The 25,372-nt window shown below is 31.8% G+C and carries 19 protein-coding genes and 1 riboswitch; of the genes, 12 read left to right on the plus strand and 7 right to left on the minus strand.

Annotated features, from left to right (window positions below):
- Positions 1 to 12 precede the first annotated feature (12 nt).
- The 5 genes from MHM83_RS08060 to MHM83_RS08080 form a co-directional block, all read right to left on the minus strand.
- Positions 13 to 366, minus strand: coding sequence for a four helix bundle protein (locus MHM83_RS08060; RefSeq protein ID WP_167713264.1), 354 nt, complete (start codon positions 364 to 366; stop codon positions 13 to 15).
- A 26-nt stretch (positions 367 to 392) separates the two neighbouring features.
- Positions 393 to 1,382 carry an anthranilate phosphoribosyltransferase gene (trpD, locus tag MHM83_RS08065; RefSeq protein ID WP_167713262.1) on the minus strand — a complete coding sequence of 330 codons (990 nt, stop codon included), beginning with the start codon at positions 1,380 to 1,382 and terminating at the stop codon, positions 393 to 395.
- Positions 1,383 to 1,392: 10 nt separating this feature from the next.
- Positions 1,393 to 1,986, minus strand: coding sequence for an anthranilate synthase component II (locus MHM83_RS08070; RefSeq protein WP_047788470.1), 594 nt, complete (start codon positions 1,984 to 1,986; stop codon positions 1,393 to 1,395).
- An 83-nt stretch (positions 1,987 to 2,069) separates the two neighbouring features.
- Positions 2,070 to 3,461, minus strand: coding sequence for an anthranilate synthase component I family protein (locus tag MHM83_RS08075; RefSeq protein WP_167713260.1), 1,392 nt, complete (start codon positions 3,459 to 3,461; stop codon positions 2,070 to 2,072).
- Positions 3,462 to 3,667: 206 nt separating this feature from the next.
- Positions 3,668 to 4,732, minus strand: coding sequence for a hypothetical protein (locus MHM83_RS08080; protein WP_167713258.1), 1,065 nt, complete (start codon positions 4,730 to 4,732; stop codon positions 3,668 to 3,670).
- 95 nt (positions 4,733 to 4,827) lie between these two features.
- Positions 4,828 to 5,025: riboswitch (cobalamin riboswitch) on the minus strand.
- Positions 5,026 to 5,276: 251 nt separating this feature from the next.
- Here MHM83_RS08080 and asnB point away from each other — a divergent pair.
- Positions 5,277 to 6,938 (plus strand): asparagine synthase B, encoded by a 1,662-nt coding sequence (gene asnB, locus MHM83_RS08085; protein ID WP_239179150.1) that lies wholly within the window; start codon positions 5,277 to 5,279, stop codon positions 6,936 to 6,938.
- Between the two features lie 88 nt (positions 6,939 to 7,026).
- Here asnB and MHM83_RS08090 read toward each other — a convergent pair whose 3' ends face one another.
- On the minus strand, positions 7,027 to 8,205 hold the full coding sequence (locus MHM83_RS08090; RefSeq protein WP_201284950.1) for a DUF3103 family protein: 1,179 nt from the start codon (positions 8,203 to 8,205) through the stop codon (positions 7,027 to 7,029).
- Between the two features lie 428 nt (positions 8,206 to 8,633).
- Between MHM83_RS08090 and gyrB the strand changes: the two genes are divergently transcribed.
- From gyrB to mdh, 3 genes are all read left to right on the plus strand, one after another.
- Positions 8,634 to 10,571, plus strand: a complete 1,938-nt coding sequence (gyrB, locus tag MHM83_RS08095) for a DNA topoisomerase (ATP-hydrolyzing) subunit B (protein ID WP_047788474.1) — start codon at positions 8,634 to 8,636, stop codon at positions 10,569 to 10,571.
- A gap of 91 nt (positions 10,572 to 10,662) precedes the next feature.
- Positions 10,663 to 11,682: a DUF6588 family protein gene (locus MHM83_RS08100; protein WP_073181637.1), complete on the plus strand. Its 1,020-nt coding sequence runs from the start codon at positions 10,663 to 10,665 to the stop codon at positions 11,680 to 11,682.
- Positions 11,683 to 11,827: 145 nt separating this feature from the next.
- Positions 11,828 to 12,754: a malate dehydrogenase gene (gene mdh, locus MHM83_RS08105; RefSeq protein ID WP_125343487.1), complete on the plus strand. Its 927-nt coding sequence runs from the start codon at positions 11,828 to 11,830 to the stop codon at positions 12,752 to 12,754.
- Between the two features lie 208 nt (positions 12,755 to 12,962).
- Here mdh and MHM83_RS08110 read toward each other — a convergent pair whose 3' ends face one another.
- Positions 12,963 to 13,646, minus strand: coding sequence for a cell division ATP-binding protein FtsE (locus tag MHM83_RS08110; protein WP_047788478.1), 684 nt, complete (start codon positions 13,644 to 13,646; stop codon positions 12,963 to 12,965).
- Positions 13,647 to 13,770: 124 nt separating this feature from the next.
- Here MHM83_RS08110 and MHM83_RS08115 point away from each other — a divergent pair, with 124 nt between their 5' ends.
- The 8 genes from MHM83_RS08115 to MHM83_RS08150 all read left to right on the plus strand — a co-directional run bounded on the left by MHM83_RS08115 (position 13,771) and on the right by MHM83_RS08150 (position 25,338).
- Positions 13,771 to 16,791 carry a tetratricopeptide repeat protein gene (locus tag MHM83_RS08115; protein WP_239179152.1) on the plus strand — a complete coding sequence of 1,007 codons (3,021 nt, stop codon included), beginning with the start codon at positions 13,771 to 13,773 and terminating at the stop codon, positions 16,789 to 16,791.
- A gap of 39 nt (positions 16,792 to 16,830) precedes the next feature.
- On the plus strand, positions 16,831 to 18,612 hold the full coding sequence (locus tag MHM83_RS08120) for a hypothetical protein (RefSeq protein ID WP_239179154.1): 1,782 nt from the start codon (positions 16,831 to 16,833) through the stop codon (positions 18,610 to 18,612).
- Positions 18,613 to 18,661: 49 nt separating this feature from the next.
- Positions 18,662 to 20,101 (plus strand): M20/M25/M40 family metallo-hydrolase, encoded by a 1,440-nt coding sequence (locus MHM83_RS08125; RefSeq protein ID WP_159489841.1) that lies wholly within the window; start codon positions 18,662 to 18,664, stop codon positions 20,099 to 20,101.
- Positions 20,102 to 20,111: 10 nt separating this feature from the next.
- The gene (locus MHM83_RS08130; protein WP_047788481.1) at positions 20,112 to 20,324 is read left to right on the plus strand and encodes a hypothetical protein; all 213 of its coding nucleotides are present in this window, start codon (positions 20,112 to 20,114) and stop codon (positions 20,322 to 20,324) included.
- 12 nt (positions 20,325 to 20,336) lie between these two features.
- A complete protein-coding gene (locus tag MHM83_RS08135; protein WP_239179156.1) occupies positions 20,337 to 20,696 on the plus strand; it encodes a MauE/DoxX family redox-associated membrane protein in 360 nt (119 codons plus the stop codon).
- A 397-nt stretch (positions 20,697 to 21,093) separates the two neighbouring features.
- Positions 21,094 to 21,840 (plus strand): outer membrane beta-barrel protein, encoded by a 747-nt coding sequence (locus tag MHM83_RS08140; protein ID WP_159489835.1) that lies wholly within the window; start codon positions 21,094 to 21,096, stop codon positions 21,838 to 21,840.
- 13 nt (positions 21,841 to 21,853) lie between these two features.
- Positions 21,854 to 23,614 carry a S41 family peptidase gene (locus MHM83_RS08145; protein WP_239179158.1) on the plus strand — a complete coding sequence of 587 codons (1,761 nt, stop codon included), beginning with the start codon at positions 21,854 to 21,856 and terminating at the stop codon, positions 23,612 to 23,614.
- Positions 23,615 to 23,724: 110 nt separating this feature from the next.
- On the plus strand, positions 23,725 to 25,338 hold the full coding sequence (locus MHM83_RS08150) for an amidohydrolase (RefSeq protein WP_239179160.1): 1,614 nt from the start codon (positions 23,725 to 23,727) through the stop codon (positions 25,336 to 25,338).
- Positions 25,339 to 25,372 lie beyond the last annotated feature (34 nt).

Consider the following 25,372-nt stretch of genomic DNA (forward strand, 5'->3'; position numbering starts at 1 on the left):
ATGATTTTTTAATTATGAATTACGAATTGTCTTTTGGATACTTCCTATGATTCTAAGTATTTCCTCTGTATCATTTAAAAATGATTGTGTTGTATCTTTTGAAAGAAAACTAGTGTCTTTTAACAAACGAATCCAATAATGTGTTTCTCTTGCTTCTTTATATGCTATGGTTAGTTTAGCATAAAAATCTTTTCTGCTCTGACCACCAATTGCTTCTTCTATATTCGCTCCAATTGATGTACCTGAACGTAATAATTGTTTACTTAAAACAAACTCCTTTTTCTCTTGTGATAAATGTTTGTACAAGTTCACAATTCTCACAGCAAAATCATAGCTCTTTTCCTGAATAATATTACCCTTCTTCATAATTAACAACTTATAATTCGTAATTACTAATTCGTAATTAATTTATTTAAACATTCTTTCGCTCTTAACCCTAATAACGAATCTTTAGCTTCTTCAAATGCGATTTCAAAACTCTTATTTTTATTAAACGTTTTTAAGGCAAATGCTGCGTTAGTTAATACCACATTATTTTGCTCTTCTGTTCCTTTTCCATTAATAATATTTACGAATATTTCAGCAGCTTCTTTAACGGTATTCCCTCCAAAAATAGCTGATGGAGAAATTTGTTTTTGTCCTAAGTCAGATGGAGAGACTTGTTTCTCGGCCTCTTTTGTGAATAACTTAAAATCTCCTGTTAACGATATTTCGTCGTACCCATCTAATGCATGTACCACGCCATAATTTACATTAGATTGTTGCAACATATAATTGTACACTCTAGCTACTTCTAGATTAAATACGCCCACTAATTGGTTTTGTGGACGACTTGGATTTACCAATGGCCCCAACATGTTAAAAAATGTTTTTACTCCTAATTCTCTTCGAATAGGTGCTACAACTTTCATCGCCGGATGAAATAGTGGTGCGTGTAAAAAACAAATATTTGCTTCTTCTAACTGACGCTTTAACGTAGTCTCATCATTTGTGAAATTGTATCCTAAAAACTCTAACATATTAGAAGAACCTGATGCAGAAGACACACCATAATTTCCATGTTTTGCAACTTTATGTCCTGTTCCCGCCACAATAAATGAGGTTAATGTTGAAATGTTGAACGTATTTTTCCCATCTCCCCCTGTTCCGCATAAATCAATCGTATTAAAGTCTGATAAATCTACCTTTATCGCTAATTCTAATAAAGCTTCTCTAAACCCTGATAATTCATCAACCGAAACTGGTCGCATTAAAAACACGGTAATGAATGCAGCTATTTGTGAAGCATTGTATTTTTCTTGTGCAATATTTATCAAAACTTCTTTCGATTGTTCCTTGGTCAATCGTTTTTGTTCAAATAGGGTGTTTAGTATTTTTTTCATATCAATAGCTTTAAGCTTTTGGCTTTTGGCTTTCGGCAAAAGCAATAAAATTCTGAATCATTTTTTTTCCGTCTGGAGTTAAAATACTTTCTGGGTGAAACTGTACTGCTTCAATAGCAAATTCTTTATGGCGTAATGCCATAATGCTTCCTTCTTCATCAACTGCTGTTATTTCTAGTTCCTCAGGAAAGTTGTTGTGTGAAGCAATCCAAGAGTGATAACGTGCAGCTTCAAAAGTTTCTGAAATATCTTTAAAGGTAATTGCATTATTTTTAGTCACTTTCATTTCAGTAGCTACTCCATGAAATACATCGTTCAAGTTTTCTAACTTACCTCCAAAAACTTCCGTTATTGCTTGCAAACCCAAACACACTCCAAAAATTGGAATTTTACCTGCATAGGTTTTTATAGTTTCCTTTAAAATACCTGCTTCATCAGGAATACCTGGTCCTGGTGACAGAATAATAGCATCGTATTTTTTAATTTCATCTACTGAAATTTCATCGTTACGATACACATCTGGCAACTTTCCTGTTATATCCTCCACATAATGTACCAAATTATAGGTAAATGAGTCGTAATTATCTAATATTAATATCTTCATATTTATAGTATTGAGTATTGAGGTTTGAGTAATAATAAAACATGTATATCCTACATGTAAATACAAACATCTCAATTCTAATTTTATATTTCTTCTGCTAACACCAATGCTTTTTTAAGTGCTGCTAACTTATTATTTACTTCTTGTAGTTCGTTTTCTTCTTTAGAATTAATTACAATTCCTGCACCTGCTTGGTAAAACAAAGTATTATTTTTACTTACAAAAGAACGAATTGCTATGGCTTGATTTACATTTCCGTTCAGTCCAATAAAACCAACACATCCTCCATAAAATCCACGAGTTTGATTTTCGTATGTATCTATCAATTCCATGGCTTTGTATTTTGGTGCTCCACTTAATGTTCCTGCTGGAAATGTATCTCCAACAATTTCTATTGGGTTTCCTGTAATTTTACCTGTTACTGTTGATACCAAGTGAATTACATGACTAAAATATTGAACCTCTTTGTAGGTTTCAACTGTTACATTGGTTGCATGTTTACTTAAATCATTTCTCGCTAAATCAACCAACATTACATGTTCTGCATTTTCTTTCGGGTCATTTGCTAACTCTTTCGCCAACTCCCTATCTTTTTCATCATCACCTGTTCTTCTAAAGGTTCCTGCAATTGGATTAATAATAGCCTGACCTTCATTTATCTTAATTTGTGCTTCTGGCGAAGATCCCATTAACTTAAAACTTCCATAATCAAAATAGAATAAATATGGAGAAGGGTTTATAGAGCGTAATGCTCTGTACACATTAAATTCATCTCCTTTAAATTTTTGTTGAAATTGACGTGATAAAACCAACTGAAAAACATCTCCTCTTTTACAGTGTTCTTTTGCTTTTGTTACACTTTGCTTAAATTCCTCATCCGTGATATTCGAAGTTTCTTCTCCTTCAAAAACGAAGTCATATTTAGCAAAAGATTGAGAGTTTACTAAGTTTTCTATTTCTGATAATCGAGATTCTTCTCCTTCTGGTATATTTTCTATCAAAATCATTTCATTTTTAAAATGATTGATTGCTACAATAAATCGGAAAAAGCTATACTGTAATACTGGAATTTCAGAAGGTGCTTTATCTGATTTTAACTGAATTGTTTCAAAGTATTGAACCGCATCAAAAGTTGTATAACCATACAATCCATTAAATGATTTTATTTCCTCTGAACAATTTATCGAAATAACATTGCTATACGCATCAAACTTCTTATAAAAATTTCTTTGAATAGGCTCTCTTTCTAATTCTTCTTTTCGATACGACAATAACAATTCATCATTTTCTGCCTTGATGGTTATCAAAGGTTCTATACACAAAAACGAATAACTATTTTCTTTACTATGATAATCTGAACTTTCTAACAGCAAACTATTCGCATACTTGTCTCTTGTTCTTAAATACAAGCTAACTGGCGTTATCATATCTGCCAATTGTTTTTTTGCTATTGTTTTAAAGGTAATTTTTTTCATTTTATTTAATATGTAAAAAACAAAAAAGGCTTATCATGAGATAAGCCTTTTCGTTGTATTATAGATATAACAAGATGGTCTCACTAACGTAAGTTATGAGTTTTCCACCACCAGTTATTTAATTGTTGTTTTATCATTATGCTACAAATGTATAAAGTGATTTTGATTTTACAAACTTTTTTGTATTAAAAATAAATAAACAATACTTAATTTACAGAAAAATCTTCTTTAGAGAAGAAAATATCTATTGGCGAGTTACCTATTCCTTTTACAGTTTTAAAAACAGATTTATCTTCATTATATATAGTAAGTATACTTTTTTCCGTATCAAAAAAATCTTCTGCGCCTAAAACATATACTTTTTCTGTAATAGGATGCTCTCTTATAACAGTTGTAAGCATTATTCCTTCTGTAGTTGGATTAATAAATTCTTCTGCTTTTTTTGTTTCTGTGTTAAAACGGTGAATCACTCCTGTTGACACTTCTGACCAATAAACATAACTACCTGACTCACTTACAGAAAGCATACTATTCTTATATAAATTCACTCCTGTTAATGTAACCATTTCATCAATACCATAATCAGTTGTCAAACTTACAAACTTAGCATCTCCAATTCTTTTCTCAGTTCCTATCCAAATTTTATTGTTTTTATCTTTTAAGATTCCTGAAATTACATCATCAAATATTACTGTGGTTTTTATTGACTTATCTTTGATATTTAATACTTTCAACTCTTTATCGTCAGCAATCAATATGTTTTCTCCATCTACCAATACTCCTGATTTTGAAAACAATACTTTTGAAGAAACTCCATCAATTTTATCTTTAACTCCTTCACTTACATTAAAAAACGATAAATCATATGTTCTTCGTCTTCCTCTTCCACCAGTAGAAATGATTACTCCATCAGTTTCTGAGTACATGGCCAAGTACGAAGGGCTACTTACCTTAGATGTAGTCACTGTTACTTCTTCTGCAAGATCTTTTAAGTTTAATTTTGTAACAAAATTAGGTCCGTCTTGAGACACTATGAATAAACTATTTTCAAAGTTTGTAAAAGATATTGAATTTTTATTTAGAGACTCATATACATTTGGGGTAAAAACTTGACTTTCATCTAAATGCCCTACCACTGTTTTGTCCCCCTCATAACTTAGTATAAAAGAATTATCATAAATTGGAGTTGGTTCTTGTTTCGTTGAATCACTTGAACATGAAAAAAAAACTGATATTAAACATACCAATACAATACTATAATTACGTATCATTATTATAATTAAATTTAAAGTTTCTGAAAACAAAAAAATACAAACATTATATTTCAAATGTTCTTTACTGCTTCTTCTTTTAACCCGAAAGAAAAGCAATGAATTAAATTTTGGCAGGTCTCCTGACTAACATCTTGCTACTACCTTCCCGTAAAAACAGTGGCGTAAGAAATAACAAGTATCTATAGTTTTAATAGACTAAGTTTACAGTTGCGGGTACAGTTTAGGATTCTCACCTAATTCCCTTTTAATTTTCTTTACAATAAAGAAAAACCGCGGCAAATATATTTTAGTCGTAGGAAAGAAACACTAATTTTACTGTTAAAATTACACTTCCTTCTTTTTCGATAAAAGTAAACTCTCATAATTGTTATAGGAATAATTAAAAAGTAGAATAATAATAGCTTAAAACGCAAATTAAAGTTAATTAAAATATGTTTTTCAACTTTTAAAGTTACAATATATAACCAAAAAAAGCATAATTGTTTAAAAATAAAAACATCATTCAGTTATTTGCATTATAATAAACAATAAAATTAAAATTATGTGTGGAATTGTATGTGCGTTTGATTTAAAACAACCTTCAGATAAATTAAGACCTCAATTATTAGAAATGGCTAAGAAAGTTCGCCATAGAGGTCCAGACTGGAGTGGAATTTATAGCGATGAAAAAACAATTATGGCACATGAGCGACTAGCAATTGTTGATCCTGCCTCTGGACAACAACCTCTATTTAGCCATGACCGTAGATTTGTCTTAGCTGCTAATGGAGAAATATATAATCATAAAGAAATAAGAAAACAACTTAAGGAACAACATGAGTTTTTAACTAAATCTGATTGTGAGGTTATCTTAGCTTTATACAAAGAAAAGGGAGTTGAGTTTTTAGATGATTTAAACGGGATTTTTGGTTTTGCTGTGTACGATTCAATTACAGATGAATATTTAGTAGCTCGTGACCATATGGGAATTATTCCTTTATACATGGGATGGGATAAACACGGAACTTTTTATGTGGCCTCTGAGTTAAAAGCGCTAGAAGGAGTTTGTAACAAAATCGAAATTTTTCCTCCAGGACACTATTATACGCGTGAAGACGGATTACAAAAATGGTATTCTCGTGATTGGATGGAATACGAAGCTGTGAAAGACAATAAGACCTCCATAGATGAAGTTCGCGATGCTTTAGAAGCCGCTGTTCATAGGCAACTAATGAGTGATGTACCTTATGGAGTATTACTTTCAGGTGGATTGGATTCTTCCATCACCTCTGCTATTGCAAAAAAATATGCTGCTAAACGCGTAGAATCTGGTGATAAAGATGCTGCTTGGTATCCTCAATTACATTCATTTTCTATTGGTTTAGAAGGTTCACCTGATTTAGTTGCAGCTAAAAAAGTATCGGAATATATTGATACTATTCATCATGAAATAACCTTTACTATTCAAGAAGGCTTAGACGCAATAAAAGATGTTATTTACAACCTGGAAACTTACGATATTACAACAGTTCGTGCCTCTACTCCAATGTATTTAATGGCACGTGTTATTAAATCTATGGGAATAAAAATGGTCTTATCTGGCGAAGGTGCTGATGAACTTTTTGGAGGATATTTATACTTCCATAAAGCGCCTAATGCAGAAGAATTCCATAAAGAAACTGTACGAAAATTAGATAAATTGTATCAATACGATTGTTTACGCGCCAATAAAAGCTTAATGGCTTGGGGAATTGAAGGTCGTGTACCATTTTTAGATAAAGAATTTATGGATGTAGCAATGCGTATTAACCCAGAAGACAAAATGATTAATGGTGAACGTATGGAAAAATGGGTGTTACGTAAAGCTTTTGAGAGCTGTTTACCAAAAGAAGTAGCTTGGAGACAAAAAGAACAATTTTCTGACGGAGTTGGCTACAACTGGATTGACACCTTAAAGGAAGTTGTAGAAGCTGCTATTACTGACGAAATGATGGCAAATGCTCCACATCGCTTTCCTACACAAACACCAAGAGCTAAAGAAGAATACTATTATCGTTCAATATTTGAAGAGCATTTTCCAAGTGAAACTGCTGCTTTAACAGTTCCGTCTGTGCCTTCAATTGCTTGTAGCACTCCTACTGCACTGGCTTGGGATAAAAGTTTTCAAAACCAAAACGAACCTTCTGGTAGAGCTATCAAAGCTGTACATGAAGACGCTTACTAAGAAAAATTCTTAGTTTTTTTTCAAATTTTAGTTGTAAAGAAAACCTCGCTTATTGGCGAGGTTTTTGTTATTCCTTTAAATTTATTTTTTAATTTGGAGCTACATAAAAAGGAGATAAGTTCACCTTTGCATTTCTTCTAGCTCCATAATAATTATAGTAACTCTTATTTTTTTCAATTGTATAAAACGAATCTACATAATCATCATTATTGGCATACCAGCTATCAGGCATCGCTTGAATTATTGCTCCAGCAACCTGACCCAAAACATTAACCCAAGGTTGTGTTGAAACTGTTCCTATAATTTGAAAAACTCCATTTACAATAGCAGAAACTAAGTCTTTATAATTTGTATTGTCATCTTTTTCAAATAACTGAATATTTGCTGCTTGATATTGATAATCATCCCAAAACAATAATATTTGATTCGGGTAATAATCAGTATCGTCATGATCTAAATAATACATAGGTATTATCTTAATTTCAGGGTTATTTTTATCATCTTTAATACCAGATGTTATTGCATATACCTCAGCAGCACCACTTATCCAAGGCTCTTCATCGTCATTTAATCTTATTTTATCTAACTTCGTAGTTTCTAATCCAGTGTTTCTTGCAGATTTAGTACTTAAATCTAATGAAGACTTTAAAAACCTGTTGTTTTGAACTCCATTTTCTTGAAGATACTCATTCATATAAATTACCTCTCTCTTCAAGGCTTCAAAACCATCAGTTTCAATAACAATAACTGTTTGACTTGGTGCTTCTTTAGGATCAAGATAAACAACTTCTTTATCTATTGTATACGCTTCAACTCTCTCCCAAGTTTTCTCATCTCCTTCAGGAGCAAAAGAAAATAATACATTAGAAAAATCTTCTATTCTCTCTCCATTGTGCATCCAAACTTCCAAAATCTCTATCTTTTCAGGAGCGGCTTCTTTAGACGCCTTACCTTCTAACATAGTGGTTTTAGACATTAACATTTTATATGACTCTTCATCACTTACAAACTCAGAAGTTTGGTTTAAAATTTTAGACATCGCTACACTTGGTTGCTGATTATTCAACAACTCAAGAGTCTTTTCTTTAAAGCTTTGATTCTTCATCAAATCAATAAATTGAAAAGTAGCTTCTTTCTTATTTGTTAAACTAGAAATTTGCTCTTCTGTCAAACTTTCTGAACCAGTAACTAATTCTTCAGAATTGTTACAGCCAATAAACAACATCGAAGCCAATAAAGCTCCTAATAAAATTCGGGGGGTTTTCATTTTAAAAAAATTTAATTTATTAATACTAGCTTCAATATTAACAAAAAACACAATAAAAACCTTAAAAAATGTTAATTTTTTACAAAAACATAAAAAAAATAATACTAAACACTAATTTAAATTCATTTATTTAACACCAAACAAACAATTTTATAACTTTACTTTTATAAAACATTTTTAAAGCCAAATAAGCTATTTTTATAAAAAAAGATTAAACCAAACTATCCATTTATCTTCAAATTCTAATTTAAAAGTGTTTTTAGCCGTTTTAAGGGTTTTTTTATTTCTTAAGCAATTGTTGATAAAACATCACAAAAACCTCTTAAAAACTTTATTTAAAGTTTATAAAATCGTAAATTTGTAATGTAACAATAATCGCTCCCGAGCGATTTTTTTATGATAAAGACTTTAATTTAATTCTCTTTATAATGAGCGAAGAAAAAAAACATAATTATTCTGCCGATAGTATCCAGGCGCTAGAAGGAATGGAGCATGTACGCATGCGTCCTTCCATGTATATTGGAGATGTTGGAGTACGAGGATTACACCATTTAGTATATGAGGTTGTAGATAACTCTATTGACGAAGCCTTAGCTGGTCACTGTGATGAAATATCAGTAGATATTAATGAAGATAACTCTATTACAGTAAAAGATAATGGTCGTGGTATTCCTGTTGGAATTCATAAAAAAGAAGGAGTTTCTGCCCTACAGGTTGTGATGACCAAGATTGGTGCTGGTGGTAAATTTGATAAAGATTCATACAAGGTATCTGGTGGACTACATGGTGTTGGGGTCTCGTGTGTGAATGCACTTTCTGATCATTTAACTGCAACTGTACATAAAGAAGGTAAAATTTGGCAACAAGAATATGAAAGAGGTAAAACTTTATACCCTGTAAAAACTATTGGAGATACAGATTTTACTGGAACTATTGTTAGCTTCTTGCCAGATAAATCAATCTTTCAACAAACAACAGAATACAACTACGATACCTTAGCTACACGTATGCGCGAATTGGCATACTTAAATAAAGGTATCACCATTACGTTAACTGACAAACGTAATCAGGATGATGAAGGGAATAATATTTCTGAAACATTTCATTCTGAGGAAGGTTTATCTGAATTTGTGAAATTCTTAGACGGGACAAGAACACAGATTATTCAAGATGTAATTTCTATGGAAGGTGAAAAGAATGGAATTCCTGTAGAAGTTGCTATGGTGTACAATGATTCGTATGCTGAGAATTTACACTCATACGTAAATAACATTAATACACACGAAGGTGGTACACACCTATCAGGTTTCCGTCGTGGTTTAACGCACACATTAAAAAAGTATGCTGATGAGTCTGGTTTACTTAAAAATGTAAAATTCGAAATTGCTGGTGATGACTTCCGTGAAGGATTGACAGCAATTGTATCTGTAAAAGTAGCAGAACCTCAATTTGAGGGTCAAACAAAAACAAAATTAGGTAACCGTGAAGTAAGCGCTGCTGTATCACAAGCGGTATCTGAAATGTTAACGGATTACCTAGAGGAAAATCCAAATGACGCTAAAACCATTGTTCAAAAGGTTATTTTAGCTGCACAAGCACGTCACGCAGCACGCAAAGCTCGTGAAATGGTACAGCGTAAAACAGTAATGAGTATTGGTGGTTTACCTGGTAAATTATCAGACTGTTCTGAAACTGACCCTGCTCAATGTGAAATATTTCTTGTTGAGGGAGACTCGGCAGGTGGTACTGCAAAACAAGGTCGTGACCGTAACTTCCAAGCTATTCTTCCTTTAAGAGGTAAAATCTTAAATGTAGAAAAAGCTATGCAACATAAAGTTTTTGAAAATGAAGAAATCAAAAACATGTTTACTGCATTAGGAGTTACTATTGGAACAGAAGACGACCCTCGTGAATTAAACTTAACCAAATTACGTTACCATAAAGTAGTTATTATGTGTGATGCCGATGTGGATGGTTCCCACATTGCTACTTTAATTTTAACATTCTTCTTCCGTTACATGCGTGAAATGGTTGAACAAGGATATATTTACATTGCTACTCCTCCTTTATATTTAGTTAAAAAAGGGCAAAAACGCGAGTATGCATGGGATGACAATCAACGTGATTTAATTGCTCAAAAAATGGGTGGTTCAGTAACTATTCAGCGTTATAAGGGTCTTGGAGAGATGAATGCAGAACAATTATGGGACACTACCATGAATCCTGAGTTTAGAACATTACGACAAGTTACTATTGACAACTTAACTGAAGCTGATAGAATATTCTCTATGCTAATGGGTGATGAAGTTCCTCCACGTAGAGATTTCATAGAAAAGAATGCAAAATATGCGAATATTGATGCATAAAACAATTTCTTAACGACAAAAAAGCTCAATAAAATTATTGAGCTTTTTTTTATTTTATATTTTTACCGCTTAAAACAACATCCTCATAATTATGAAAAAAATTCTTTTACCACTTTTAACTCTAATGGTAAGCTTTAGTGTTAAAGCTCAGGAATTAGAAACTATTTTATTAGCAAAAGAAGACGCTAGCAAACTAACAAATGCTTATTTAGATCCTGCTATGAAAGGTTTTATTTATAGTATGAACAATGGCTGGTATCATACTGCTAAAGTTCACAAAAAATTTGGCTTTGATATCACTATTGGTGCTAATGCTTCTTTTGTACCTTCTGAAGATGAAATATTTAATCTAACAAAAATAGGATTATCTAGTAATACTACCTATAACCAAAATACTACACCAACAGTTACTGGAAGCAATTCCCTAACTCCTGCAGAATTAACATATAGAACAACCGTTAATGGACAAGAAGTTGAAGCTAACTTTACAATGCCTGAAGGCGTTAAAGATGATCTACCTGCTAATGCCGTACCAGCTCCTTCTGTTCAAATTGGATTAGGACTTCCTTATAAATTTGAAGCAATGGTTAGATATGTACCAAAAGTAGGCTCTGATGATGTAAAAGGAGGATTGTTTGGAATAGGAGTAAAAAAAGAAATTACCAATTGGTTTGGTCCTATGGATAAAACACCATTGCATGTTTCTTTACTAGCTGCCTACACCAATATGAATGTTGATTATACAATAGGTGATGTTTCTGGTGATGTATCAACCGAAAATGCTTCTGCAGAATTTAAACTAAATTCATATACTGTACAAGCAATCGCATCTTTAAACTTTCCTGTTATTAATATTTACGGAGGTGTAGGGTATAATGGAGGTAATACCAGACTAAATATGCTTGGAACCTACATTCTTAGATACGAATTCAATAATATTCCAGTAGATGAAGAAAGAGTTACTGACCCTTTATCTTTAAAGACTAATACGGGTAGCTTTAACACCACATTAGGTGCTCGTTTAAGTTTAGGTTTCTTTAAAATCTTCGGAAGTTATACCTTACAAGAGTATAACTCTGTTAATGCAGGTATTGCTTTTAGTTTTAGATAATTTTTACCAAAAATAAACTCTAGAACAAACCCGTTGAAATATCAACGGGTTTTTCTTTTATATCCATAGCCAAATCGCTATTTTTGTGCATCTTGTGCGGATTCCGCACTTATAAACATAATTAATTACAAAAAACATATATAAAATGAAAGTAACGGTTGTAGGAGCAGGTGCTGTAGGTGCTAGTTGTGCTGAGTACATTGCTATTAAAAATTTCGCTTCTGAAGTTGTTTTAGTTGATATTAAAGAAGGTTTTGCTGAAGGTAAAGCAATGGACTTAATGCAAACTGCTTCTTTAAATGGTTTTGACACAAAAATTACTGGAACAACAGGAGATTATAGCAAAACTGCAGGATCAGACATCTGTGTAATTACTTCAGGTATTGCTCGTAAACCAGGAATGTCTCGTGATGAGTTATTAGGAATTAATGCTGGTATCGTAAAATCAGTAGCTGCTAGCTTAGTTGAGCAATCTCCTAACACAATTATCATTGTAGTATCTAACCCAATGGATACTATGACATATTTAGTACACAAAGCGACTGGATTACCTAAAAATAGAATTATTGGTATGGGTGGAGCATTAGACTCTGCTCGTTTCAAGTATCGTTTAGCTGAAGCTTTAGAAGCTCCTATTTCTGATGTTGACGGAATGGTTATCGGAGGTCACTCTGACAAAGGAATGGTACCGTTAACTCGTTTAGCTACTCGTAACTCTGTTCCTGTATCTGAGTTCTTATCAGAAGAAAGATTAGAGCAAGTAAAACAAGATACTAAAGTTGGTGGTGCTACCTTAACAGGATTATTAGGTACTTCTGCTTGGTATGCTCCAGGTGCTGCTGTATCTGGTTTAGTACAAGCAATTGCTTGTGACCAAAAGAAAATATTCCCTTGTTCTGCTTTATTAGAGGGAGAATATGGTTTATCTGATTTATGTATTGGTGTACCAGTAGTATTAGGTAAAAACGGAATTGAAAAAATCGTTGAAATTAACTTAAGCGAGGAAGAAAAAGCTGCTTTAACTTCTTCAGCTGAAGCTGTTAAAAATAACAACACTGCATTAACTTTCTAAGAGGTTAACAGTCTGAAATATTTAAAAACCTGAGTAATTTTATTACTCAGGTTTTTTTTATAAACTTTTGTTAAAATTCCAATTACTGTGTAAGATTTTGCTAATCTAAACGTCTTTATAGTAGAGAAGCATTAGTAGTGTTTCTTTTCATAGTTTTTCATAGCAATTTTCCCACTTCATCCTTGAAGTGGGTTTATTTTTTACAATATTAAACTGCTTGTTGTACTACTTCAAACAATTCACCACCCTCACATTTAATCACTTTTTGTTTAAACTTTACAATCAATTGATAATCGTGCGTAGCCATTAAAATTGTCTTTCCGCTTTGGTGAATTTCATTCAATAACTCCATCACCTCTAGTGAAGTTTTTGGGTCTAAGTTTCCCGTAGGCTCATCTGCTAAAATTAATTCAGGATTATTTAATAATGCTCTTGCAATTGCTACGCGTTGTTGCTCTCCTCCAGACAATTCAAAAGTTTTTTTATAGTACTTTTCCTTCATTCCTACCTTATCTAAAACTTCATGAATTTTATCTTTCATTTCAGTTTTATCTTTCCACCCAGTTGCCTTTAATACAAACTCTAAATTTTCAAATACGTTTCTATCGTTTAATAGTTTAAAATCCTGAAAAACGATACCTAATTTTCTTCTTAAAAAAGGAATATCTTTTTCTTTCATTTTCTTTAAATCAAAATCAACGATGCTTCCTAAACCACGTTGCAAACGTAAATCACCATACAAGGTTTTTAACAAGCTACTTTTCCCACTTCCAGTTTTACCAATTAAATAATAAAAATCACCTTTATTTAAGGTAAAGTTTACTTTTGATAACACTAAATTGTCTTGTTGATAAATATCTGCGTTTTCTAGGTGTAAAACAGGATTTTCCATGGAGTGTAGTTTTTTACAAATCTAAAATTTTATAACGTAATTCTCTAACATTTCTTACTTTTGATAAAAAGTCTCCCAACAAAAATAAAAAACTAACGTTATAGTTTCTAGATAACTAAAAAATATGAGATTTAACTGTTTCAAAAAAAGCTGCTACTTATTTCTTTTTTTAACCATTACAACAGCGGTAATAGCGCAAGAATCAGCTATAAATACTGATGTAAATGCCAATTTTCATAAAGCAATGCGCCTGTATAATAATAAAGCTTACTCTGCTTCTCAAGAAGTTTTTCGCGAAGTTTCTATAAACTCTGAAAAACATCATAACTTAAAAGCTGATGCTGACTATTATGATGCTATGTGTGCAATAAAATTACAACAAGATGATGCTGATTATAGAGTTAATCAGTTTGTTGAAAACTACCCTTACAACAATAAAAAAGAAAAGGCATTTTTAAATGTTGGTAATTATTATTTCGCCAACAGAAAAGCTGCTCATGCCCTAAAATGGTATCAAAAAGTAAATGAAAAACTATTGAGTCCAAAAGAAAAAAATGAACTCAATTATAAAATGGGCTATGCGCTATTAGTTTCTAATTACTTAAAAGATGCTAAATCTCGTTTTCAAACCTTGTTAGGAAACCCTATTTATGGTAACGACGCTCGTTACTATTACGGATACATTGCCTATAAGCAAGAAAATTTCGGAGAAGCTGAAGACAATTTAAGTCAATTAGCAAACGATGCTACTTACCAAGCAAAAGCAAATTACTATATATTAGACATCAGTTTTAAAGCTGGAAGGTTCGATAAATCAATTCAAATTGGAGAACAATTACTAGAAACTACGAAAGATCAAAAAGAGATTTCTGAAATTTCTAAAATTGTTGGTGAAAGTTATTTCAACCTTAAAAAATACGAAAAAGCTATTCCGTTTTTAAAAGCCTACAAAGGAAAAAATGGTCGTTGGACAAATACCGATTACTATTATTTAGGCTATGCTTATTATCAACAAAAAGATTATGAAACTGCTGTTAGTAATTTTAATAAAATTATTGGTGGAAATAACAAAGTAGCGCAAAATGCTTACTATCATTTAGGAGAGTGTTATTTAGAATTAGATAAAAAAACGGAAGCTTTAAACGCATTTAAAAATGCAAGTGAAATGGATTTTGATGCTCAAATTACTCAAAGTTCTTCTTTAAATTATGCGAAGTTAAGTTACGAAGAAGGAAATCCGTATGAAAGTGTTCCTGATGTTTTAAAAGGCTTTTTAGCTAAATACCCAACATCTCCATACGCTGCTGAAATTAGCAATTTGTTAGTGACTTCATACTTGCATCAACAAGATTATCAAGGTGCTTTGGACTTTTTAAATACTTCAGAGACTCCAGAAAGTAAAAGTATTATTAATGAAGTTTCTTTATACAGGGGAATTCAATTATATAACGAAACTAAAATAACAGAAGCCAAACCATACTTTGTAAATGCAACTCAGTCAGAGAACGCTACTGTGAGTAACAAAGCAGCTTACTGGTTGGCTGAAACCGAATATTCTTTAGGAAATTATCAAAGTGCCCTTAAACACTTCTTATCTGTTACTGATAAGGATATTAACGAGGCTAAGATGCTTAATTACCAAATTGGGTACACAAACTTCAAATTAAAAAGTTATCCAAATGCTGCAAAATACTTTCAGCAATTTTTAGAACAGAATCTTGATGATAACGATTTAAACGATGATGCTTCCAATCGCCTAGGAGATTCTTTTTATGCTTCAAAAAGCTACACAAATGCTATTAAGGCATATAATAAGGTAATTCAAGAAGGCGGTGTAGGATCTGATTATGCACAATATCAAACCGCTATGAGTAATGGCTTTTTGGGAAAAAATGATGCTAAAGTCCAAGATCTAGAAACTTTAATTAGTGATTACGATGGTTCTCAATTAAAAGATGATGCTTTATTTCAATTAGCAACCACTTACACAACCATGAATAACGTTTCAAAAGCGCAAAAAACTTACGAACGTTTATTAAAGAATCATCCAAAAAGCAACTACGTTCCAAATGTATTATTACGCCAAGGATTATTATATTATAGCAACAACAACAACAGAAAAGCTATCGAAAAATATAAAGAAGTTGTTGCGAAGCATCCTAATTCAAACGAAGCAAAACAAGCAGTAACCAACGTTAAAAATGTATATATCGATATAGGTAAAGTAGATGAATATGCTACTTGGGTTAAAAACATACCTTTTGCTAATGTTAGCAATGCAGAATTAGATAACGCAACCTATCAATCTGCTGAAAATAAATTCCTAGAGAACGACAACACTAAGGCTATTGAAGGATTCAATAAATACTTACAACAATTTCCTAACGGGATTAATGTCTTAAAAGCTCATTTTTACTTAGCTCAAGCGTATAACAACACAAAGTTATTTGATAAAGCTATCCCTCACTACACCTATGTAAACAAACAAACAAAAAGCGAGTTTACAGAAGAATCTTTAACCAAGTTAGCTAATATTTATTTACAAAAAGAAGATTGGAGCAACGGTATTGTAGTGCTCCAACAACTAGAAAAAGAAGCTAACTATCCGCAAAACATCATTTTTGCTCAAAGTAATTTAATGAAAGGATACTATAAGAAAGGTGATTACACCAATGCTATTACTTATGCTGAAAAAGTGTTACTCAAAGGAAAGGTAGATACTAATATTGCTGAGGATGCTAAAATCATTTTAGCCCGCTCTTCTTTCAAAAACAATGACTTTTTAACTGCTGAAGAATATTTTAACGAAGCTAGTAAAAAAGCTACTGGAGAGTTAAAAGCAGAGTGTTTATATTACAATGCTTTCTTTTTACATGAAAACAAAGAATATGAAGCCTCTACCAAAGCTGTACAAGATTTAATTGCTAACTACTCATCATATAAGTACTGGGGAGTTAAAAGTTATATAATTATGGCTAAAAACTATTATGCTTTAAAAGATGCTTATCAGGCAACATATATCTTGGAGAACATCATCAAAAACTTCACACAGTATAAAGATGTAATTGAAGAAGCAAAAAATGAGCTTCGTACCATTAAGAATAAAGAAGCAAAAACAAACGAATCAGTAACTACCCAAAACTAAAATTTGTTAATAACAAACGAAAGTTAAATGACTAGATCGATGAAAAAGCACTTAAGTTTACTTGTTTTATTTGTAGTAGCATACACAAATGCACAAGAAAAAAACACCACTAATAAAGCTAAAGACACTATTATAAAAACCGAAGTTGTAAATGTAGTAACTTCATATGTTCCTAAAATTACTGATGCTTTTAAAATAAAGCAAAAACCTGTAATTAAACACACAAAAGAAACTCAGAAAAAAGCTTTAGAATATCAAATATTTTCAGTCCCTGTTGCCTCTACCTTTATCCCCAAAAGCGGAACAATGAAAAAAGTTGACTTGGGTAAAAGAGAAAAGTTATATCCTAACTATGTATCGGTTGGATTTGGAAACGTCCTTTCACCTTTTTTAGAAGCATATGTAAGACGAAATGAAAGTTATAATAGTGAATTAACAGCACATCTAAAGTTCCTATTATCATCTGACCCTGTAGCTAACACAGAATTAAGCAGTACTTTTTATAATATTGACCTAAACATAAACTACACCCAACAAGAACGTTATTTTCAATGGTCAGCAGGTATCAGTGCTGAAAAAGACAAATACAACTGGTACGGTTTACCTACAAATATTACGTTTACAGAAACTACTTTAAGTGCTATTGAAGAAGCACAAAGTTACAATCACATAAAAATATTTGGTCAAATAAAACCAGATGACTCTTTTTTAGATGAAGCTAATGGGTCAATCGCTTTTTTCTCTGACTCGTTTGAAAGTGCTGAATTTTTAGTTGATGGTAATGCACAATTTCGTTTTCCTTTAGATAATTTTCATCGCCAATTAAACGATTTGTATATAAATACCACTATTAATTACTTAGGAGGTTCTTATGCTTACGCATACGATGCAATTACTCCGATAGATTATAACTTCATTACACTTGGAGTACATCCTACTTACAAATTCAATGTACAAGATTTAGCAATTCAATTAGGAGCAAAAAGTTACTTTTCAATGGATACAGAGAATAGCGAAAATAACTTTTTTATCTACCCTGATGTGGAGATTTCTTATCCTATAGTTAAAGAACTAGCAAATGTATTTCTTGGTGCTTCCGGTGATTTAACCACAAATATGTATCAATCTTTTACAGATGATAACCCATATTTGTCTCCTACTCTTGACATGAGACAAACTAATAAAAAGTTTGATGCTTTCGGAGGAATTAGAGGTAAACTAAATCATCAATTCAGTTATAATGCAAAAGTAAGTTATGCTGACATAGAAAATAATCCATTTTTTGTACTGAATCAATCAAAATCGGAGGGTGATAACATTGCTGGAACTAATGGATTTACATTCTATGGATATGAATATGGGAACTCTTTTAAAGTAATTTATGATGATATTAAGTTAATGACCTTCTTTGGTGAAGTTGCCTTTGATGGCATTAAAAATCTTACTATTGGAGCGAATGCTCAGTTTAATAAATTTACCTTAACCAATGAAGAAGAAGCTTGGAACACGCCTAAAATAAAAGGAGAAGTTTTTGGAACCTACAAAACCAATAAATGGTTTGCTGGTGCTAACTTATACTTCGTAGGAAATCGTAAAGGAAGAATTTATGATACTTTACCTGCTGAGACCTATACTCCAATAGACTTAAAAAGTTATTTTGATGTAAACTTTAATGGGGGGTATCATTTTGATGATTCGTTCTCTGTTTTCTTAAACTTAAACAATGTTTTAAATAACAGCTATCAGCGATTCAACAACTTTAATGTACAAGGATTTCAAGCAATGGGCGGCTTAACCTGGAAGTTTGATACACTGTTCTAGCATTTAAAATATAAAACTTACATTTAGGGTGTTAAAACTAATACCCTAAATGAAAAAACTAACCTTTTTACTTCTTACAAACATGGTTTTCTTTGCTTGTAAAACAGAGCAAAAACAACCTACTACTGCTTCAAACACTTATACTGAAGCAAACTACAAACAAGACTCAACACAAATAAAAAAACTGTTCAGCACCGCGCTTACCCAAGGTAAATCATATGAATGGCTACGTGATTTAACACAAAATATTGGAAGCCGTTTATCTGGTTCAGAAGGGGCAGCTAAATCAGTTATTTGGGGAGAAAAACTCATGAAAGGAGTTGGTTTAGATTCTGTTTGGCTACAACCCATTATGGTGCCTCATTGGGTTCGTGGAGAAAAAGAAGTTGCTAATTATGAATTTAACGGAGAAAAAATAAATGTCCCTATTTGTGCTTTAGGAGGCTCAATTGCAACACCTTCTAACGGAATTACAGCAGAAGTTATCGAAGTAAAAAATATTGAAGAAGCTAAAAACTTAGGTGATAAAGCCAATGGTAAAATTGTATTTTTCAATGGTGCTTTTGACAACACTCTTATTAATACCTTTCAAGCTTATGGAGGTTGTGTAGGACAACGCTATGGAGGAGCTGCCATAGTTGGAAAATTTGGAGCAAAAGCAGTCATTGTTCGTTCTATGACTAATGGAATTGATGATTATCCACACACAGGTTCTATGGGGTACGGTGATATTCCAAAAGAAGAATACATTCCTGCAGCTGCTATTAGTTCTCGTGCTGCTGAAAACTTAAGCAAGCATTTAAAAGAAAACCCTAGCTTACAGTTTTATTTTAAACAAAGTTGCGAGAACTTACCTGATGCCCCTTCACACAATGTCGTAGGAGAAATTAAAGGAAGTGAATACCCTAATAAAATTATGGTTGTTGGAGGACATTTAGATTCTTGGGATTTAGGGGAAGGCGCGCACGATGACGGAACCGGAATTGTACAATCGTTAGAAGTTGCTTATTTGTTTAAAAAGAACAATATTAAACCTAAAAACACAATCCGTATTGTATTTTTTATGAATGAGGAAAATGGCTTACGTGGTGCAACGGAATATGCTCGTTTAGCTAAGGAAAATAATGAACTACATATTGGAGCTTTAGAATCTGATGCCGGTGGGCATACTCCAAGAGGTTTCTCTATCGATGCTAATGAAAGAAACTTGCAACTAGTTCAAAGCTGGAAAAAGCTTTTAGCACCTTACGGATTACATGATATTACTGCTGGAGGTGGCGGTGCTGACATCGGACCTTTAAAAGACGACCATGTTACCTTAGTAGGCTACCGACCAGATTCACAACGCTATTTTGATTATCATCATGCAGCTACTGATACATTTGATAAAGTAAATAAACGTGAACTTGAGTTAGGAAGTGCTTCTATGGCTAGTATTGTATATTTAATGGATAAATATTTATATAACGAAGAAGCTTTAAAACCTTAAAAAGTATAAGATGAGCACTAGATTAAATAAAGAATACTTTGAAACTAAAAGAAAACACAAAGAAGGTTATGGAAAAAAGAAATTTACTTTAAAAAAAGTCATTTTTAATTTAATTATCACCTTTATTATAATTACCTTATATAATATTTTTAACAACTATTTATCTAAGAAGGCTGAACAGAATAAAAAAGAAAACTCTTCATCTTATATATTAATCCAGTAATAAACTCAGTTAATGAATATATTAATATTAGCATTAAGAATTATTTTCGGAATATTTTTCGCCTTTGCAGGTATTATGCACATTGTGAAACCTAAGATTTTCAATCGCTTTATTCCTAATTTCCTTCCCAAATTAGTTGTAAACTACATAGCTGGTTTATTAGAACTGCTTATTGGCATTGGATTACTAATTAATCAAACTACCAAACAAGCAGCCTTAACAATGTTTTTATTAATGTTAATTTTCTTACCTATTCACATTTGGGATGTTTTTAGAGAAAAACCTGCAATTGGATCTAGGAAAATAGCCATCATAAGAGTGCCTCTTCAGTTTTTACTATTATATATCGCCTATTTAATTTATACACACTAATGAAAATCTTTTCTTAATTAAGAAACAGAGAACATATTTCTTTGAGATAAATTATTTGTTTAAAGCTACATTTAAAACTTAGTTTTAAATGTAGCTTTTCATTTCATTCATAACACAACCTCAATACTCTTAAAAAAAATAAAAATATTTTAAAAAACTCTCATCAAAAAACACAACAACCTACAATACTACAAACCAAACCACTAACAAATATTACTTTCTTATTTTTCACATAAAAAAAAACATAAAATTCACCTCTTTTTAACATTAATTAAAATAAAATATTAGGGTTTTTAGCGATTCACTTGTTTTAGTACCGCAATTTTATTCTAGAAAAAATTACGCTATATCCATATTAGGATACCTTTTATTATTTATTAATTTTAACATAACACGCATGAAAAATAAAAAAACTCATGGGAGAAAGTCTTCTTTTACCCCTAAAGTAGTCTTACTTCTTTTTGTTGCCTTATTAATCAACTCTTCTCTATCAGCCCAAAATAAATTTAGAGTAAGCTTTTCAGGGGGATTAAACAATAATGATATTACTTATAGCGCAAGTAATAGAGTAGATACTGAGTATGTAGATGAGGATGGAAACTACTTTAAAGCTGGATTCAACTTTAAAGTTTATAAACACATTAGTATACAAACAGGGTTAACATATCTTAATAAAAACTATAGATTTCAAAGAACAGGAACACGTGAAGGTGTTTCTACCCTTCATAAATCAAGGTATTTCAACATTCCAGTAATGGTAGGGATACAACCACTACATCAAGCCTTAAAAGACACCAAGTTTAATTTTGAAGTTTTTGCAGGAACTTACGTAGGTTGGTGGAATTCACTTAAAAGAGAAAGTACAGTTGAAGTTTTTGGAGAACTTGATCTTGATGGTTTCCCTAAGAAAACAGTAACTGAGACTTATGACTTTGACAAAAATGAAAATCATTTTAACAGGGTTGATTATGGCTTACAAGCTGAAACCAGATTAGGCTATAACTTTTACAAAAACTTCAGCCTATTTGTTGAGTATTCTTTTATGTATGGTTTGTCTGACAACCAAAAAGAACAATTAAGAAAAACTTCTAACTATTATTATACCACCTCTAATTATGGTATAGGAATATCTTACAACTTTTAAAAACTAAATTATTATGAAAAAACTTAAATACATATTACAAATATTTATAGTAGTTCTATCATTACAAACTCTTCAATCTTGTAGAGAAGATGCTTTAGAGGTAGCTGAGTTAAACAGAACTGATGTAGCTAGTTATTCTGATCTTTTCAATGCTTTTTGGGATACAATGAATAACGATTATAACTACTTTAATGAACAAGAAGAAAGTTGGGACAACGTATACAAAAAATACAATCCAAAATTTAAAAAACTAACAACTTTTAATAAGGCGGATACAAATCCTATTGAAGCTGAAAAAGAAGCTAATTTAGCTTTTAAATATTTTGCTGAAATTATTACAGGAAAAACTTTAGACCAACATTTCGGCTTAAGTGTAACTATTCCTTTACCTAGTGTTAAGCTACCAGGAAGAAGCGCTTCTGTATCAGCTAGTTTCTCTAGCAACATGAGATATAAGTACACTGAAGAAGATGGTTTTGTTAATTTTGGAAGAAATCAAAGAAACCCAAAAATTGACAATGAAGATGTAGGTTCCGTAATGGTTAATGATAAACTAGACCCTACTACAATTGTTCAAGATGGACCTATTTTAGCAGGTTTCTTAAAAAGTGATCCAGAAACGATGTATATCCAGTTAACTGGATTTGAAGTTTATCCAAATGCAATAATAGATGGAGCATTCCCTTTGTTAGAAGATATCAGTAATATTGAAGGAATCAATCAATCATATTTTGATGACTTGAAGAAATTAGATAACGATGCAGGTACTCTTTTTGAAACCTTAATGAAAGAAAATTTAAATTCTTTTAAAACATTAGTAAGCACAGTTATTAATTCCAACGAATATAAGACTTATATAACAGCTCTTGATAATTTTAAAAACACAGAATTAATTGAAAGCTTTGAAAATAGTTTAACTCCTCTAGCTAATTTCACACAAATCGCTAAAAATGACTTTAAAACTAAACATGAAACTGTACTACCTACATTAGGCGCCTATTATAATGCTTCTAGTACAACTGAAGCACAAAAAGAAGCCGTTAACATACTATACGGAATTTATAACAAACGAATAGAAACATATCAAAAAGTTTCTAGTTTTGCTACTACTGTTTCTTTTTTCGGTTTTACTTTTACCGATGAATTTGACGCGTTATTAAACTCTATTACCTCTAATTATAACTTTGATCTTTACCGAAAACTATACAACCCTATAACCAATGGTAAAGCAAAAAAAATAATTTTAGATTTACGCGGTAATGGTGGTGGTTATGTAATTGACGCCCGAATTTTTACCGAAAGATTTATAACAGAGCAAAAAGTTTGGGGGTACCAAAGAACCAAAGAAGGAAATGGTCGTTTCAACTATAGTCCATGGACACCAGTAGAAACAAAGCCTCACAAATTCGCCCTTCAACAAAATACCCCTATCGCAGTCTTAATTGATGAAAACTCTTTTAGTATGGCCGAAATTAGTACTATGATGATTAAATCTCAAGGAGATCATGTAACTATCGTTGGAGACAATAGTGGTGGTGGCACTGCAGGTTTAGGAGGTCAAGATTCATTTAATGGTGGTAATAGACTAAGTAACGGATTTTTAGAATTTTACATGCCTTTAATGGCTTTTAAAAACAATGAAGGGAAAGTTATTGAAGCTATTGGTGTTACACCAGATATGAAAACTATTCCTACACAAGAGCAAGTTGATGAATTAACAACCACGAATATTGACCCTGCTTTTGACGCTGCTTTAAAAGCCGTTAGTAAATAGAACCTTTTTCTATTATGTATTTTTTATAAAAGGAAAACTAGTTTTAGTTTTCCTTTTTTGTTTAAGTTTAAATACATTTGAATATCTATACTTTTAACATAACAGCAATTATGAAAAAAACACTACTCCCTCTGCTCTTTTTTAGTTTCCTACTTTCTTGTAAACAAAAAGAAAAAGTAGATACTATTGTTATTAATTCCTATACATACACGGTAAACTCTAACTTTGACACCGCTGAAAGTTTCGCTATTAAAGATGGAAAATTTATAGCCATAGGAAACAATAAAGAAATACAAAAAAAATACACAGCAACTAATCTTATCGATGCTAAAAACAAACCTGTTTACCCCGGGTTTATCGATGCACATTGTCATTTTTACGGATTAGGTTTACAACAACAGAAAGTAGACTTAGTTGGAACTGAGAGTTATGATGAAGTATTACAACGATTAATTGATTTTCAAAAAGAAAAGAATACAACCTACATCACAGGCCGTGGTTGGGATCAAAATGATTGGGAAGTAAAAGAATTTCCTACCAAAGAAAAATTAGACAGTATTTTCCCTAATACTCCAGTTGCTATTCGCAGGATTGATGGTCATGCAATGTTAGTAAATCAAGCTGCTATTGATTTAGCTGGAATAACTCTTGACTCAAAAGTTGACGGAGGAGAATTCATAAAAAAAGATGGTAAGCTAACAGGAGTACTGATTGACAATGCAATGAATTTTATCAATAATCCAAAACCATCAAAAAACGAGCAAATTCAAGCTTTAAAAGATGCTGAAAAAATCTGTTTTGATTTAGGATTAACTACCGTTGACGATGCTGGTTTAGATAAAGAAGTTATTGAATTAATTGACAGCTTACAACAATCGGGTGATTTAAAGATGCGTGTATATGCAATGATTTCTAACAATCAAAAAAACCTTAATTACTTTCTCAACAAAGGAGTTATAAAAACTGACAGACTAAATGTTCGTTCTGTAAAAGTCTATGCCGATGGTGCTTTAGGATCACGAGGAGCTGCTCTTAAAGATGAATATTCTGACAAAAAAGGGCATTTTGGAGCTTTGGTTAACTCGTATGAGAACTTACAAAAAGTAGCTAAGAAAATCGCTGCTTCCGACTATCAAATGAACACACATGCAATTGGTGACTCTGCCAATTATGTGATGTTAAAAACATACAACGAAGTATTAAAAAATAAAACTGACAGACGTTGGCGTATTGAACACGCTCAAATTGTAGATGTGAAAGATTTTAATCTATTCAAAAATGTACTTCCATCTATACAACCTACCCATGCCACTTCTGATATGTATTGGGCAGAAGACCGTATAGGATCAGATAGAGTTAAAGGTGCTTATGCTTATAATGACTTATTAAAAGAATACGGAAAAGTTGCTTTAGGAACCGATTTCCCTATTGAGCATGTTAGTCCATTATATACATTTTACGCAGCAACCATCAGAAAAGATTTAAAAGGATATCCCGAAAAAGGTTATCAAATGGAAAACTCTTTATCTAGAGAAAACACTTTAAAAGGAATGACCATTTGGAATGCTTATGCAAACTTTGAAGAAAAAGAAAAAGGAAGTATAGAAGTTGGTAAAGTAGCTGATTTTATCATTTTAGACAAAGACATCGTGAAAATCGACGGAAAAGAAATTCCGAATACAAAAGTTTTAGCAACCTATATTAATGGTGAAAAAGTAAATTAAAAATGCATCTTTTTCTATTCGTTATAGTCTGATT

The organism is Tenacibaculum sp. Mcav3-52, from assembly GCF_022347665.1.
Classification (GTDB): Bacteria; Bacteroidota; Bacteroidia; order Flavobacteriales; family Flavobacteriaceae; genus Polaribacter; species Polaribacter mesophilus.

Excerpts from the sequence above, each read along its gene's own strand:
- MHM83_RS08115 (WP_239179152.1), top strand. The coding sequence starts at position 13,771 with ATGAGATTTAACTGTTTCAAAAAAAGCTGCTACTTATTTCTTTTTTTA.
- MHM83_RS08140 (WP_159489835.1), top strand. The coding sequence starts at position 21,094 with ATGAAAAATAAAAAAACTCATGGGAGAAAGTCTTCTTTTACCCCTAAA.
- MHM83_RS08135 (WP_239179156.1), top strand. The coding sequence starts at position 20,337 with ATGAATATATTAATATTAGCATTAAGAATTATTTTCGGAATATTTTTC.
- MHM83_RS08080 (WP_167713258.1), bottom strand. The coding sequence starts at position 4,732 with ATGATACGTAATTATAGTATTGTATTGGTATGTTTAATATCAGTTTTT.
- MHM83_RS08150 (WP_239179160.1), top strand. The coding sequence starts at position 23,725 with ATGAAAAAAACACTACTCCCTCTGCTCTTTTTTAGTTTCCTACTTTCT.
- MHM83_RS08120 (WP_239179154.1), top strand. The coding sequence starts at position 16,831 with ATGAAAAAGCACTTAAGTTTACTTGTTTTATTTGTAGTAGCATACACA.
- MHM83_RS08060 (WP_167713264.1), bottom strand. The coding sequence starts at position 366 with ATGAAGAAGGGTAATATTATTCAGGAAAAGAGCTATGATTTTGCTGTG.
- gyrB (WP_047788474.1), top strand. The coding sequence starts at position 8,634 with ATGAGCGAAGAAAAAAAACATAATTATTCTGCCGATAGTATCCAGGCG.
- MHM83_RS08070 (WP_047788470.1), bottom strand. The coding sequence starts at position 1,986 with ATGAAGATATTAATATTAGATAATTACGACTCATTTACCTATAATTTG.
- MHM83_RS08125 (WP_159489841.1), top strand. The coding sequence starts at position 18,662 with ATGAAAAAACTAACCTTTTTACTTCTTACAAACATGGTTTTCTTTGCT.
- MHM83_RS08110 (WP_047788478.1), bottom strand. The coding sequence starts at position 13,646 with ATGGAAAATCCTGTTTTACACCTAGAAAACGCAGATATTTATCAACAA.
- trpD (WP_167713262.1), bottom strand. The coding sequence starts at position 1,382 with ATGAAAAAAATACTAAACACCCTATTTGAACAAAAACGATTGACCAAG.
- MHM83_RS08075 (WP_167713260.1), bottom strand. The coding sequence starts at position 3,461 with ATGAAAAAAATTACCTTTAAAACAATAGCAAAAAAACAATTGGCAGAT.
- MHM83_RS08145 (WP_239179158.1), top strand. The coding sequence starts at position 21,854 with ATGAAAAAACTTAAATACATATTACAAATATTTATAGTAGTTCTATCA.
- MHM83_RS08100 (WP_073181637.1), top strand. The coding sequence starts at position 10,663 with ATGAAAAAAATTCTTTTACCACTTTTAACTCTAATGGTAAGCTTTAGT.
- mdh (WP_125343487.1), top strand. The coding sequence starts at position 11,828 with ATGAAAGTAACGGTTGTAGGAGCAGGTGCTGTAGGTGCTAGTTGTGCT.
- MHM83_RS08090 (WP_201284950.1), bottom strand. The coding sequence starts at position 8,205 with ATGAAAACCCCCCGAATTTTATTAGGAGCTTTATTGGCTTCGATGTTG.
- MHM83_RS08130 (WP_047788481.1), top strand. The coding sequence starts at position 20,112 with ATGAGCACTAGATTAAATAAAGAATACTTTGAAACTAAAAGAAAACAC.
- asnB (WP_239179150.1), top strand. The coding sequence starts at position 5,277 with ATGTGTGGAATTGTATGTGCGTTTGATTTAAAACAACCTTCAGATAAA.